At 38.5% G+C, this 14,334-nt stretch carries 11 protein-coding genes and 1 pseudogene; 4 read left to right on the top strand and 8 right to left on the bottom strand.

Going from position 1 to position 14,334, the window contains the following annotated elements:
* Positions 1–237: 237 nt before the first annotated feature.
* Both R8N28_RS20220 and R8N28_RS20225 read right to left on the bottom strand, forming a co-directional pair.
* A complete protein-coding gene (locus R8N28_RS20220; RefSeq protein ID WP_065274451.1) occupies positions 238–567 on the bottom strand; it encodes a hypothetical protein in 330 nt (109 codons plus the stop codon).
* Between the two features lie 168 nt (positions 568–735).
* A complete protein-coding gene (locus R8N28_RS20225; RefSeq protein WP_065274450.1) occupies positions 736–1,347 on the bottom strand; it encodes a hypothetical protein in 612 nt (203 codons plus the stop codon).
* Between the two features lie 584 nt (positions 1,348–1,931).
* On the opposite strand from R8N28_RS20225, the gene R8N28_RS20230 reads away from it, so the two are divergent.
* The gene (locus tag R8N28_RS20230) at positions 1,932–2,363 is read left to right on the top strand and encodes a GNAT family N-acetyltransferase (protein WP_065274449.1); all 432 of its coding nucleotides are present in this window, start codon (positions 1,932–1,934) and stop codon (positions 2,361–2,363) included.
* Positions 2,356–2,838 (top strand): deaminase, encoded by a 483-nt coding sequence (locus R8N28_RS20235; RefSeq protein WP_065274448.1) that lies wholly within the window; start codon positions 2,356–2,358, stop codon positions 2,836–2,838. The genes R8N28_RS20230 and R8N28_RS20235 overlap by 8 nt, the downstream gene beginning before the upstream one ends.
* Here the strand turns inward: R8N28_RS20235 and R8N28_RS20240 are convergent, their stop codons facing one another.
* Genes R8N28_RS20240 through R8N28_RS20250 form a run of 3 tightly spaced genes read right to left on the bottom strand, consistent with a single transcriptional unit; the run spans position 2,839 to position 7,387 of the window.
* The gene (locus R8N28_RS20240) at positions 2,839–5,460 is read right to left on the bottom strand and encodes a carbamoyltransferase C-terminal domain-containing protein (RefSeq protein WP_065274447.1); all 2,622 of its coding nucleotides are present in this window, start codon (positions 5,458–5,460) and stop codon (positions 2,839–2,841) included.
* Between the two features lie 58 nt (positions 5,461–5,518).
* Positions 5,519–6,364 (bottom strand): thymidylate synthase, encoded by an 846-nt coding sequence (locus R8N28_RS20245; RefSeq protein WP_162780828.1) that lies wholly within the window; start codon positions 6,362–6,364, stop codon positions 5,519–5,521.
* An 18-nt stretch (positions 6,365–6,382) separates the two neighbouring features.
* On the bottom strand, positions 6,383–7,387 hold the full coding sequence (locus R8N28_RS20250; RefSeq protein ID WP_065274445.1) for a hypothetical protein: 1,005 nt from the start codon (positions 7,385–7,387) through the stop codon (positions 6,383–6,385).
* Between the two features lie 1,247 nt (positions 7,388–8,634).
* Here R8N28_RS20250 and R8N28_RS20255 point away from each other — a divergent pair.
* On the top strand, positions 8,635–10,944 hold the full coding sequence (locus tag R8N28_RS20255; RefSeq protein ID WP_065274444.1) for a hypothetical protein: 2,310 nt from the start codon (positions 8,635–8,637) through the stop codon (positions 10,942–10,944).
* 78 nt (positions 10,945–11,022) lie between these two features.
* Here the strand turns inward: R8N28_RS20255 and R8N28_RS20260 are convergent, their stop codons facing one another.
* Together R8N28_RS20260 and R8N28_RS20265 are read right to left on the bottom strand one after the other, a co-directional pair.
* Complete coding sequence (locus tag R8N28_RS20260; RefSeq protein ID WP_162780827.1) at positions 11,023–11,868, bottom strand: hypothetical protein; 846 nt, start codon at positions 11,866–11,868, stop codon at positions 11,023–11,025.
* A 34-nt stretch (positions 11,869–11,902) separates the two neighbouring features.
* Positions 11,903–12,649 carry a recombinase family protein gene (locus tag R8N28_RS20265; protein WP_065274441.1) on the bottom strand — a complete coding sequence of 249 codons (747 nt, stop codon included), beginning with the start codon at positions 12,647–12,649 and terminating at the stop codon, positions 11,903–11,905.
* Between the two features lie 57 nt (positions 12,650–12,706).
* On the opposite strand from R8N28_RS20265, the pseudogene R8N28_RS20270 reads away from it, so the two are divergent.
* Positions 12,707–12,964 (top strand): annotated as a pseudogene (locus R8N28_RS20270) (carboxypeptidase M32); the annotation flags it as partial.
* Positions 12,965–13,033: 69 nt separating this feature from the next.
* Here R8N28_RS20270 and R8N28_RS20275 read toward each other — a convergent pair.
* Positions 13,034–13,984, bottom strand: a complete 951-nt coding sequence (locus R8N28_RS20275) for an LpxL/LpxP family Kdo(2)-lipid IV(A) lauroyl/palmitoleoyl acyltransferase (protein ID WP_064369089.1) — start codon at positions 13,982–13,984, stop codon at positions 13,034–13,036.
* Positions 13,985–14,334 lie beyond the last annotated feature (350 nt).

Consider the following 14,334-nt stretch of genomic DNA (forward strand, 5'->3'; position numbering starts at 1 on the left):
CATAATGTCACCTGTTAACTTATGAGGTGATGATATCACCTCTAACTAAGTGACCAAATTCACTATGCCACTACAAAGGGACTCCAACGACCGAGACACTAAACATTGAAATGCCACTGTATTTCACAGAGTTTTTAATGAAACAACTAAGAAATATCGAAGACTGAGGGCTGTTTCAAACATTTGAACAAAGCTGCGCCAATATTCATATGATTGCAAGTCAAAGAAATTGATCAATCAGCAATCAATATCAGGAATTACCATTCTTTCGTATTCGAGTACTTCTGCTTCAACGATAGACCAAATCGTCACTTCGTCTCCTGATACATCAAATACTTTGCCATGATTTTTGGGAGATATGGACTTCATTTGATCAAAGTTTGATTGAAAACTCTTTATGTTCGGTAGTTGATTCCGCATCATTGATACTGTGACTCGGTCACTCCCATATCTCCTCAACTTAAGGAACACATTAAGAATCTGCGCATTAATTTGATGCTGATTTACTGCCCATTTTTTCAGCTTTCTCGCAACTTTCTCTTTTTCTCTAACAACCTCATAAGACATAGATCTACTTGTCGTTTCATGATCTCCAGAGCGAGTACCATGAGCGTCGCAAGTAGCACTTCGCTTATAGAAAGAGTTAACTCCATCTTCATTTGCAAAATCGTTTGTATGGAAGGTCTTGTCGTTCGAGGAGTCTGAACTTTGAGACTCTTCATTACCGTTATCATCCTATCCCTGTAGAATATGCGCTGTAGCAAGAGTGCCAGATTCTTCTTGCTCCATACAAAGTAGGGCTAAAACAGAATGGTGTATAGATGTAGGCTCTTCACATTCAAACATTAACACCGCCCCTCTTGAGGGTGTCAAAACAAACCCATTAGCAAAGACTTCCAACTTTGCCAATGATGTCCAGCTAAATCGTTTTGAACTCGTGGTTGATGTACGAATTATTGTTTGATTAGATATAGTGACTAGGGTCTTATCATCCTTCTGCCAGTCTTTATTTGCGTGCAGTTGTCCCACTCCAGCATTGTACGTCAACCCTTTAGCAATTCTCATTCGGTATCGGAACCCATGCCCTGCGACTCGACCAGTCGACTTGTATCGATATAAATCAAAACTTGCATCTTCAAGCATATACTCATTACGCTTACTGCGAATCTCTGAATCAATAGGCCTAATTCCGAGTTCTAGATACTCATTCACCTTTTGATTAATTCGCCTGGAGCTGCGGTTTATCTCTTCCTGCCGATTTTTTTCCGCTGTACGACGAAAGCTTGAAAGGCTAAGTGAAATCAATGACCCAGCAATAAACAGCATCACTAGACTGAAGCCATCCATACTTACGCTTCCTGACAAATAACTTTAATTATAGTCGAAAATCATAATCACATTAATTCTATCAGGCTTTCACTGAGAGTACGGTGGAGGGTTAGAAATCTTAGTTGAATCAGATTAATCAGAGCCCCTTGATTCTTGTCGAAATCGGCGTGAACACGTCCTTGGACATCTTCAATTTACGGTGACGAGCTTTAGTACCTAAGTGGCAATCAGGCACAACATACAAAGACGGAGATATACACTGAAAGGACATATCAGAATTAGACATGCTTGAATAATAGTGGAAACACGAAATCGTAAATACCGAAGTGCGCACTTTTATTATATAGTCTACATGGATCTTATCTTTGGCCAAGGGAAGTATACTATTAACTAAAGCAACAAATTGAGACCTTCAACAGAACAAAGCTTTAGTTAGCAAGTACTTTGTATAGTAAAAGTACAAACAACGTATCACGATCAAGGGCTCAAGAAAACATCATTAATGTGATAAATCTCATGACTATCAATCGACATAATGTAATACCATATTTAAAATATAACAAATATCATATATACATATCAGTTTGACAAGGTGCTACAACATGCAAGAAAAATTAATATTCGATTTTGAACCTGATACAAAAGACGTAAAATATGTTTTCGATATGCTCGAATTGCACAATAGTGACTATATCAATATTCATTCTGAACCGTTCAAGGTTACTGTTAGAAACCAGGAAGGCGAAATAATTGCTGGAATCGAATCTTTCACAAAATGGGGATTGTTACTTGTAGATATTTTGTGGGTTGATAAAAAATATCGTGGCTTCGGACTAGGAAAAAAACTGATGGATGAAGCAGAAATGTTTGCAAAGAAGGCAGGAGTAAACGGTGTTGAACTTTATACAATGTCCTTTCAGGCACAACATTTTTACGAGAAACTAGGTTACGAAACGATAGGTGAAATAAAAGATTGCTATCAAGGTCAAAGTAAAATCTACATGTATAAAAAACTGAGTGATAGCAATGAGTGATGATTTCGAGTATCCATATAAACACCACTCAAGAACAGTCGGCTATGCAAGAGAAGACAACAAATGGATACAACGAGCTAAGGAAGTCGCGCAATCAACCTCTCTTGATAAGTTCGTCCCCACAGGAGCTGTTATAGTTAAAGATGGCAAGGAGCTAGGCTTTGGTGCTAATGGTTCAGAAACTCATATAAAACATGGATGTAGAAGAATAGTAATGAACTCTAAGACAGGAGAGGACTACCACTTATGTGAAGGATGTCAACCTCATAACCATGCTGAATTTCGAGCTATACAGTCTGCAAAGCAGAAGTTATCAAGCCTAATTCATTGTGACCTTTATCTTTGGGGACACTATGGAATTTGCAAAGACTGTTGGCAGTTAATTGAAAAAAACAAAATAACTCGCGTTTTCCTTATTGAAAATGCAAATTATTTGTTTAATAAAAAAAATCCTAACAACATACTTCGTAAGTAATTATTTTACTTCTAACCCTGGGAAACGATTAAGGAACCTTCCAATCAACCGATTCTGGCTCCCCCACACATTAGATCTACTTGGTTTAGTCATAAAGTCTGAACCACCAATTGCAGAAATCTTAAAATGATTAGCATATTCAATAAGCTTTTTTGTTTGCAAATCCGAATAAAAAGGTGCACAACATATAAGTGCATCTATTCCCCAGCCCATAGCCTTATCGATAGAATACATCCAATTTCTTTCATCATCAGCAGAGGGAGAAAATACCAGAATACCCCCTTTCTCTCTAATAGTTCTCCAATCTCTATTCTTAAAAAGAGAAAAGTTATCTTTGACTAGCTCTCTTAAACCCACCAATCCTCTAGGTGAATATACATACAAGTATTCACTATCTGAAATACAAACCTTTGTCCCCCATACAACAGCTACGTCACTTTTTGGTATGGATACTTGGGCATCACCTACATTGATTGAATCTAAGTCAAGTATTAGCCCAACAATCGCAAAACTCGATTGCTTATCTAGATATCTTATTTTTTCTATCGCACTTTCTAAATCGATCTGAACAAGAAAATCAGCGTAATATTGAAACATTCCTGCCCAAGAATCATAATTATGGCTGGCCACGATCTGTCGATAAGAATTTAAAGTGTCTTTTAAGTCAATGTTTTTCTGAAAACGTATTTCTAGCTTAGTATACCAATCATTCACAACTTGAGTCGCTTCTGTTCCTGATAAGAGGATAAGTAAATGGGTATCTTTCTCATGCTTATATAGTTGTTTATTGTCGACCTTCAGGTTTAACTGTATTAAAGAATCAAATAATTGTTCAACTTCTTCCACCTCACCGCGGATTCTCAAAAATATTGTTTCATTCCGCCTTCTAGGGTTGCTTGTACCTTTTCCTGATATTCGCGAAGAGCTATACATTGGTAATACATCACCTAAATGTACAATATTATTTTCGATGACTAACATGCTATTTTCTATGCCAGCGGCTGAAAACGTTTTCAAGGCATCTTCTGGCGTTTCTACAATTGGCTCACCATGCAAATTAAACGAGGTATTTATAATTATAGAACTACCTGTAAGACGCTGTACTTCCAACAATAAGTCATACTTCCAACTATCTATCTCATCAACTAAATGAGGTCTAGTAGAGTAGCCACCTTCTCTAGTAGGGTGTACAACAGCAGGAAATGCATCGGCAAACTGCTCATTAACCAGTGGGGCCATTAGCATATGACTTAGACAGTTCCCGTCTGTAGGAGAAATTACATACTCTTCAAATTCCGACTTTAATAGACTACACCCATATGGCATGAATGTTTCTCTATCTAAAGCTGAGTTCAGCATTTCTGAAGCAGATAAAGAGTTAGCAGAACAAATAAATGAACGGTTTAGTAAGGCTCGAGGGCCATGTTCACTCCCTCCAAAGAACAATGCGACCACGTTTCCTTTAGCAATACTATTGGCTACTTTCTTAATTGTATCTTTTGAATCAGACTTAAGGTATTTGTGACAATAACGATCGAGTATATCACTAACCTCATACTTGTAGTCTCTTCCCCAAAATATATCTTTAAATTCAATTTTAGGAAATTGATTAGTTATTTTTTGTAGTAAACCTAAGGCAGAACCGAGAGCGTTACCTCCATCCCCAGCAGCTGGGAAAATATTAACTCTCGTTACACCAGTAAGCTCTGAGATTAATCGATTTAATCGAACATTTAAAAATAAACCACCACCTAAAGAGACCTTATCTCCAGAAGTTCTTAAACTGTTAGATATTATACCTAAAATGGTACTTTCCACTAAATTTTGAACCCCTGCGGCTACATCTTCTATTTTGTACTGTTTACAAGAATACTCTAGATATAACCTTAGGGCTCTGGCAACTAACATATCGTCATATTTATCAAGTTCAGATGGCAACCAATTTTTTAACTTCTGTAGGTTCCAAGATACCTCTTGATTATCAATAATTAGTAAATCATCAAAAATACTAGATACCTTACTTGGATTACCTTTATTTTCTAAACCTAATAGTTTCCATTCTTCTGCGAGCATAGAGTATCCCAGTGCCCCTGTAACATATTGATATAAGAGTCCAAGGCTACTTGTTATACCATGACTAATCAATGGTATTTCTGGCACGACTTCACATAATGGTCTGCGTATGGTTAGACTCTCATTATCTCCAAAACCATCGCATGTTACTATTAAAGTACTTTCACTATTGCTAGAAAAATGTGCTGCACAAGCATGAGAGAAATGATGATTAACTTTATTAATTGAAGCTTTCGTTATTCCTATTGATTTAATACTATGTAATATCAGTTCATTTACATCTAAATCTAAACTAGCCATTCCACATAAATATTTGTCTCGAACACTACTTAAGTGATCTTCCTCATAGTTTGAGTACGCCACATGGGATATTTCATCTGGACTTACCTCAGACGATTCAAGAACATATAAAATTGATTTAAAAGGAAAGCTCCTTTCTTTTTTATTTCTTGTTATTCTAGCTTCATGAATCGCTGATAAGACCTCTCCTTGAGAGTTGATAATAACTGCTGATGGGTCATGACCGATATTAAGTCCAAGTATTAGCATTTTAACTCAACTCCTTAGAAGATTGATGATAGTATTCGTTAACAAAACTAAGTTGATTTTAGTATGAATTATAGTTGTATAATTCCACATACCAATCATGCCAATATTTTGATAGTTCTCTAGCTTCAATAGGTTGGTGGTTTCTTAATTTCTCCTCTATTTCAATTAGTTCATATACACCTTCAGTCATGCTATCCATAGCAATTAGTTTTTTATTTGAACACTTTATAAACTCCTCCGCTATATGCAGATCTTTTTCATATAGATGCCAACTTCCAACTTGATGATGATAACTACCTAGTTGTAAACCTAACTCAAAAGCCATTAACTCCTGCATCATTGTAAAGGCAAAAATATCATACATCGAACCTATCATTACATCATTGCTACGCATAGTTGTAACCATATATAGCTTGTTGTCTCTAACAAGAAACTGTAAAGCTAATGTGCAGGGATGATCTTTAGATATGATTTTCGAATCATTCGGAGTACGAATATGAATTATTGCTTGTCTAGATGCAGAATCATTTTTAAGTACCGCTTTTACATGATCCCATTGATCATACCCTACCGAGTTGTGATGCCCGAATATTCTGTATCCATATGCTGAATTTAAAGTTACATTGTCATCTGAATACTGCGACAGAGAGGGTGCGTAATGAGCCATAGTAGCCAGACTATTTTCTCCCCGCATGTACCACAAAAACTCTGCCATGGCGAATGACAAGCTCCAAGGTTTAGATTTTCCTCTATAAATTAGACGATTTCTAGGATTACTTATCTCGAGTGATAAACCTATAATTTCTCGAGTTTTCATTCCCCTAGGGTTAGTTATCAATGCTTCATTTGAGAGTAGCCTTTGAGTAACGTTAATTAAAGCACTTTGTACAGAATCGAAAACCAAAATCATAATCCTATATATTTATTGTCTATCTATAAGTCGAGGATGCCATTGCACTGATATTTTTTTTATAGCAGTTAACGTTTTTCTATAGTCGTTGTTGTCATCCAAAGACCGAAGCCAGGTTCTGAGCTCCCCCGTATATATTTTCGCGGGCTCCATCATAAGTACAGCAGAATCATCAAAAATCTCGATGTTGGCTTTAGGCATTTTTTCATTCAGTTCTTGATAAAGCCTTTTCTCATCACACCACAACACTTCAAAATTTGCCTTTTTCAAAAATTTAACTTCTCTTTGAAAAACATCTAAATTCTTTGATTCACTCAAGTATTCTGTAGTGCACAATAAAACAAACTGACACCTTATATGTTTGTCTTCTCCAATATCTTCAATAAAGTTTACGAATTGTGGAGACCAAGCGCTTTCTGCATCACAAATATCTTGCTCCAATATCAGATACGAACTTCCACCTTCCATTAATGTTTTTGATAGTGTCGCAGTATCGTTCATCGATAATACTTGACCTTCTTCGCCTAATAGTTTATTGACTGACTCTGACCAAGTGGTAATAGTCGTTTCAAAATATGACGCAAAAGCACGTTGCATATATTTTGGTTGATTGTGACACTTTTTTAGGTAATCAGTTATTCTATTTAAATGTAACCTAGCGGATACCATATCCTTTGAAGATGAAGGCAACATCAGTTCAATTAAAGAAGAAGTAAATGCATCAGAAGTGCTTTCTACAATAGTCCCTACAATATCTTCTTGAACTCTACGCCTCATGTCCGAAATCGTTGTATAAGCCCATATAACTAACTCTACGAACAAGCCAAAAAATATACTCAATACAAATACAACAGGCTGCAATGCTGGATACTTAGCTAATTCTGGATAATATTGTGGTAAGTATTGACTGATTGCTAATCCTACCACCCCAGAGAATAAAAGTACTAATAGAGTACTAGTAATCCATACTATGGGAGATGTGACTTTTGACTTTCTTTTTGTCAGGGTAGAGGACATCGATTTTCCTATTCATAAATGGACTTTAGACACTGAAACAATAGTAAGCTATCAAAGATTATATAAAATCTCATTTTAGACCTCGTTAAGCCGTGACTCACATCATAAATGTGAATGTATTAGGTGAAAACTATATTGTACATCAGTTACCTAGCATCTTAATTGAAGTCAAGCTACTTATGGTCATTACTGCAATGCTAATAACCTTATATCCGCTAGCAATAAGTTGTTAAAGTAGACTGTGCTATCACTGAATAGGGCAAAGATGTGCCAGACGATTGGTAGTTTCTTCGTGACACGTCAGGTGTTTCTATCAGAAACTCCCTGTACCAAAAAGTTTTGCTAAGGTCACCCACATAGCCTACACATTTCTTATCGTTTCATACTCAACTTAATTGCCCAAAAAACCGTAAAAACTTCAGAGCAGCAACACCATGAGTTGGACTCATGAACCATTGCCCTCCTTCAAAGAGCAGCTTTGGTTTAGCGACTTTTCTTTATTTATATAAAGAGAGAAAGCTGCTCATTTAAGAACACACTCAAATTCAAGCGATCTACAGGCAACTATCAAAGCTTTGATGTTGCGAAAGTTTAATTGAATGCCTTTCATCCTCCCATCTATCAGTTCTTAAATCCCGAACCGCACTTTGCAAACTACTAAGTTCCTCTCAATAGTCACTGAAACGTACCCTGCTAACTTTGATAGCCTCAATAAAAAAACTCATCAGATAAATGATTGATTACACACCGAATCCGACAATAACTTTCTAATCCATTGATTTTATAAGTAGTAGTGAATTGACGAGCACATTTTCAGGCGGGTATGATTCGCTCAAATCAACGATACAAAGTCATGCAATACTTCGACAGGAACTCAACAAAACAAACAGTTTCAACAGTCATATCAAGCGGAACCAACCGTTCAACCAAAGTGGTCTACTCCATTTTTAGGTGCACTTCACTCACGCCAAACAATTGGTTGAACTTTAAGTGCATACGCCGCCTACAGAGCCACATCGAACAATTCAAAACGCAGTTTTGGGTTAGCTGGTATCAAGGTGACTTGCTTCTACTCAATGCAATGCACTGAAACAGGTTCAACAGTTTGAAGGGCACAGCGATGCTTACCTAGCAAACCTAGTTCAATCAAAATCCAATCCCTTGTTCTAGCGTTCAGATACTAAGTGATCATCTATCTGACGTCAGGCAAGGTGTACCCAAAAATCATAACAATAAGAATTTACACTATGAAAATTTTAAACGAATCAACAACTAGCGAACATGTCGGAATCAAAAAACTTCAGGAGAACAAAATCTCTATTCTCATATCCAATGGTATTAATTACGAATGTTCTGACCGAAGAATCGTCGCTCCGATGTACGGAAAAAATAATTTTTTTGAGGTCGCGAGGTCTTACATGCAAGCCAATCTACGCGACATTGAAATAGTAATCGATTCTAAGAAGCACCCTGAACTTTCAGAAAAGGCACTAGCAGAGAACGTGGAAAATGCTCGTTTGCCAATATTTGATTTAGCAACTGGAATCCATTTTGACAGGCTCAGCACAGTTCAAACACTGCTCGAAGGCTACAAACTTTTCAGAAGCACAACGCTTGCTGACTCAATCTCGAGGAATCTGATTCAGAAAATTCCACTCCATTTCGAAACTTCCGAATCTTGCCTATCGCACTACCTTGATGCTGGTTCAAATGGTTACCAGAAGCTCCTCAACGCCTTAAACAAAACAAAGGCCGATTATGAGTCGATGCTTAGTGATGCTACGAAAGTGACTGAATTCGACCGATTAGTTGAAGTTGAGTCGTTCGACAATGTCAGCTACCTCATCGAAGACACTCAATTTGATACAACAGTATTGCTAGGAAAAACAGGCACAGGGAAAACCAAATTTGCATTGCAGCCACTGATAAAGTCAGCCACTGAAAACAAAAAGGTAGTTTATCTCTCGTACCTAATTCCTCTCGTAAAGCAGCTTTGTGAATCTGTTGGAGCAGTAAATTACAAGAATGACTCATTATTTGAGATCGAGAACGCAACGTCACTGGGTGTTGTCGTTAACAGTGCCTATAAAGATCATCTAGCTTCAGTCATCCTGAACTGCGACATACTCATTATCGATGAATTTGAAAAAGTTATGGCCAATGTCTGTGGTCATAACGACACGATGCGTGACGAGGTATTTGACGTACTGACTCTAGCGATCCAGAAGGTTCCCAAGGTCGTTGTTGCCGATGCCGATATTACAGATACCACCCTACGCTGGTTGCGTAAGCATCGTAAAAGCATCCAAATCATCTGCGCGAAGCAAAACCCATACGCCAACATCAACGTCACTATTGCGAATAAATTTGCCGCTTTTAGCAACACATCTAGAAAGCTCAAAGGGGAAAATGTCATTCTCTTCGACTCTCTAAGGTCAATGCGCATGACAATGATAGACATGGGATTGACTGATAAGAGTGGGCAAGCTTGTGAAAAAGTTGCACTTAAGAAACAGGTTTTGGTACTAACTGGCAGCAACAAGACCATGGAAGCTCAAGCGAGTTTTCTGACATCACCTTCAGAAGAGTGCACCAAGTATGACATGATCATTGCATCACCGTGCCTAGCTTCTGGCTACTCATGCGAAGCAGAATTTACAGACAATGTTAACGTTGTCAGTGACCTCGTGCTGGGGATCGATGAATTGGTCAATTTCTCAAGGCGTTTCCGTGCAAGTAAAAATATTACGTTCTACTTGACTCAAAATGACCATTTTAATTATGTCCCTACTCTGCTTTGTGACACTGACTCCGACCGCGACATCCTACGCAATGAATTTGAAGACAAGAAGAAATTATTCGATGCGAATCAACCTCTCAGCATGATGTGGAACCTGAATCGGCTTGGTTTCAATGTCCAAGTGCAACAATCAAGCAAAGAGCAGCTTGAAGAAGGTGTTTTCCGATTCAATCTCCTAAAGGCTAAGGATCTCGAAGCGCGAATTAAGGCTATTTTGGCGGCACGCCTGATCACGCGAGCCGAGGCTGAAAGGCTACTCATGAGCAACCAAGTGGGTTTTGAAGAACTGGCAATGCTCAAGAGGTACGAGATCATGCGCGACTATCAACTAGAGGAGATCACCAAGCAGGACATTTTATTTGATGAGGCTTTCTATAACAAAGCACTGTACAAACAAATTTGGAATCCCAACGGGGTTAACCAAAACAAGTACCTTGTTGAGCCAGCTAAGTTCATTAAGTCACGGATTTTACAAAATCCAGACTACCAAGGTGATAATGACACACTTGTCCTTTCTCGCCCGCAAGTTCATGGCATCGCCACAGAAATTTTCGGTAATTGGGGGGCATTTAAACACTTACTACCAGATAACGAACAGAAAAAAGATTGTACGCGGACGGCGGCAACCAAACTCTTCAAGGCCTTGATGTTGTCATTAGGGTATATCTGGCCAAAAGGGGGGTATCAAAGCGAGCCTAAAAAGGTAACAATTTCGTTGGACACTAGGGCTCTAGCCTACAAAAACAGTCTTCTGTAACAGCAACCAGCGGGTAGAAATCGGGCACACATGCGCCCGATTTTCACCAAAACTAGATGAGGTCTGAATGAGTACAATTTAATGGTTCTTTAGCCTTCGCTTGTAAAATGTAACCGTCTGATATATCCCTTGCCCATCTTTACCTAAAGAAAAGTTATTCCCATTCATAAATTGAGCTGTCAAAGACTTCTCTTCAAAATTAATAGTAATTTTATCTATTGATTGAAGTAGGATTTTTTTAAAAGTTCGTCGCTCATTAGAGTTTTTGATATCTATACACTTCTCTGCCAACTCTCTCATTTTATGAAAATCTTCAACTCCCGTTTGGTGGTCATAACTTTGGTTTAGTAAACCGTTAAGCTCCTTTTTTTCCAGGTCAAAAGCTCTAATTTTTTCTTTTACCTTCATAATGATATCTATCGAATCAAGCTCATCGATAGATTTAAGTAGCGCATCAATTTTTGCATCTAGAATCGAGATGTCCTTTCGAAGCCTTTCTTCGTCGATTTTGCCAGCATTCTCCTTTTCCAAAAATTGGGGGTTAATATGCGTACATATTGCTCTTATAAAAGCCATTTCCAGTTCTTGGCAGATAAAGCTTGGTTGACAATCAGATGATTCTTTGTGTCTACCGCAATGGAGGCGCTGTACATTTCTCCCTGTATACTCATTTTTCCTATTCTTTTGTTTTTGATACTGGGTGTGGGTATTTTTCCCACAATGTGCACATACGCTTTTACCCTTACCGTAGGCTGACAATAGATACACATTTTCGTCTTCTCCATAAGATTCTCTAGAACCAGAAGTGTTTCCCTTCCTTACTTGTATGATGTCATATTCTTCCTTAGTAATAATTGGGGGGTAATAGTCATCAAGTTCATATGGTGGTTCTGCGATGTAGCGACCATTTCTTAAATACGTCAACGAAAACTTCTTATGTCCGTAAAGAGCTTTATTATCAAGAATTTTTCTGATTGTGGTCGCCCCCCCAAGCTTTACCCTTTCCTGAGGGCGTACTGTAACCTCTCTTTGTTAACTCTCTTGCAATCAGATTAAGTCCTTTGTGCTCCTTTAGATACATATCAACAATTAGCTTTACTATGTCCGCTCTTTCTTGATCTAATTGAAGATAGCCGTCTTGTGTTTTAATCCAGTGTGGGTCTCCACCTACGGATTTTGGTTTAGCACCGTCTTTAAAGGCTTGGATTTTTGCTTCAATAGCTTCTAGCGATCTAATATGTTTATGCTTTGATTCATCATGAGCACGCTGCATACTCCCCATGATCAAAAATAGCTTACTTGATTCTGTTGCTAATGTTGCTTCATTGTAGGTTAAACCATCATTTGCAGTTATGACTGTAATACCCTTTGACATTAAAATATTAAACTGTATCTGAGCAGCTAGAGGGGTATCCCTGCTTAATCTGTCCATAGACTCAACAATGAGTATGGAGCCCTCTGCAATAAGCCCATCCTCGATCGCAGCAATAAATTTGCCAAGCGCTCCTCGTTTAATATGTTCTGCTTTAAAAGCAGACAGTCCCCTGTCTCTCATTATGAGATCTTCATTTATAGGGATGTTGTGCTTTTTCGAGGTTTCCTCTGCAAGCTTCATTTGTCGCCTTAAGGAATCACCATCTTCTTGACGCTTTTTAGAAAAACGCATGTAAAGATATACCTGAGGAAGTAAGTATTTGTTTTTCATGTATAGTTCTCAATTTTTTATGCATTGTAGCATGCAGTTAAGATTCTACACTAGGCGGACGGAAGTTTTGGCTATTTCCCGTCCTACACGCTCGGTGCGATGTACGCTGCACAATTTATGGCAGCAATGAAACAAACCGTCGATGTAGATGCGGTTATTCGTTCTGGCGACTTAGCTCCGATATTCAATTGGCTCTCGGAAAACATCTGGAGTAAAGGGAGCTTATTCACCACTGATGAGTTGGTAAAACAAGCCACGGGTGAAACACTGAATGCTAAACACTTTCAAGCTCACCTAAAAGATCGCTACTTATAAAGCGAAAAGAATAGAAAGTAAAAGCCCAAGGTTCGTACGTTCCTTGGGCTTTTTTAGGCTCTCTATGTGCTATGCCAAGCTAGGGATGAGCCTAGGCTTGTACAAACAGTCCTCACCCTCTGGTCTAGTTTTAAACCGACGATGAAGCCACATATACTGGCTCGGACTTGCCATGATTGATGTTTCAACTATTTGATTCACGAATGCGGCGGCGCGTTGATGATCCTCTTTCGGGAAACCTTCGACGGGCGCACTAATGGTTAGGGTATAGTGTCCGTCTTTTCCTCTTACCATCGTAAAAGGCACAATGGCGCAATCTGTAGAATCAACCAACAAACTTGTACCTGTCGTAGTACAAGCATTTTTAACGGCAAATAACGGTGCAAATGTCGAGCGTCGGTTACCATAATCGTGGTCCGGTGCATACCAAACCCGCTCACCCGTTTTAAGTGCTTCAAGCATGGCTTTGACGTTTTTACGATCAATCAGTGTACGATTAGAGCGAGAGCGTCCTTTATACTGAAAATAATCAAAACACGGATTATTGTTTGGGCGATAAACACCGGTTCCAGACTTTTTAATGCCAAAAGCTCGAGCACCTAACTCTAGATTCATTGAGTGTACGGCCAACATTAATGCACCTTTGCCTGACTTCTCTAAAGCCTCTAGATGCTCCATGCCTTTTATCGTGACGTGTTTGTTTACCCGTTTATCTGACCAAAACCATGCCATTGCGGTCTCAAAAAGTGCGATGCCAGTATTGTCGATGTTGTCTTTTAGAATTGCTTCGCGTTGGCATTCTTCCATATGAGGGAAGCAAAGCTCAAGATTGCGTCTGATCGTAACTTGACGTTTTCTCATGAGTCGCATAGCTAAACGACCAATGTTGCGTCCCAAAGCTAGTTGAACTTTAAAAGGAAGGAGGCTAAGTAAGTACATCACGCTAATGATAATTAACGTTCCCCAGTAACGAGGCAAAAGAAATTCGGCCTTGAATGCAGGCTTTTTGTATTTGTTCATGTAAGTATTGTCAGATGTGCCCATCTATAAGTGATAAAAACAATGATAATGGACTGCACTTTTATCATTGATAACGCTAATAACATAAATTAAAGCGCGCGGATTCTATGGTTCCTCGACACACTACACAATAAGAACTTTGCAGAAATATGTAGGGAATGAAAAAGCAGTAAAGATGAGTCGCCACGTTAACATCTATCGGAGTGATTTATCTACTGCCCTTTCCTAAAGTTTGAAGAAACATAACTTTGTATTTTCAATGCGCTAAATAATGCCTGTTTTTCAATCACATAATGCGACCGTGATGAATGCAACAATAAGACATCATATCAATACTCGCCATTAGCGAT

The sequence above is a fragment of the Vibrio sp. Vb1554 genome (genome assembly GCF_033344235.1).

Coding starts and splice junctions, on each gene's coding strand:
- R8N28_RS20220 (WP_065274451.1), bottom strand. CDS start 567: ATGTCTTATGAGGTTGTTAGAGAAAAAGAGAAAGTTGCGAGAAAGCTG.
- R8N28_RS20225 (WP_065274450.1), bottom strand. CDS start 1,347: ATGGATGGCTTCAGTCTAGTGATGCTGTTTATTGCTGGGTCATTGATT.
- R8N28_RS20230 (WP_065274449.1), top strand. CDS start 1,932: ATGCAAGAAAAATTAATATTCGATTTTGAACCTGATACAAAAGACGTA.
- R8N28_RS20235 (WP_065274448.1), top strand. CDS start 2,356: ATGAGTGATGATTTCGAGTATCCATATAAACACCACTCAAGAACAGTC.
- R8N28_RS20240 (WP_065274447.1), bottom strand. CDS start 5,460: ATGCTAATACTTGGACTTAATATCGGTCATGACCCATCAGCAGTTATT.
- R8N28_RS20250 (WP_065274445.1), bottom strand. CDS start 7,387: ATGTCCTCTACCCTGACAAAAAGAAAGTCAAAAGTCACATCTCCCATA.
- R8N28_RS20255 (WP_065274444.1), top strand. CDS start 8,635: ATGAAAATTTTAAACGAATCAACAACTAGCGAACATGTCGGAATCAAA.
- R8N28_RS20265 (WP_065274441.1), bottom strand. CDS start 12,649: ATGAAAAACAAATACTTACTTCCTCAGGTATATCTTTACATGCGTTTT.
- R8N28_RS20275 (WP_064369089.1), bottom strand. CDS start 13,984: ATGAACAAATACAAAAAGCCTGCATTCAAGGCCGAATTTCTTTTGCCT.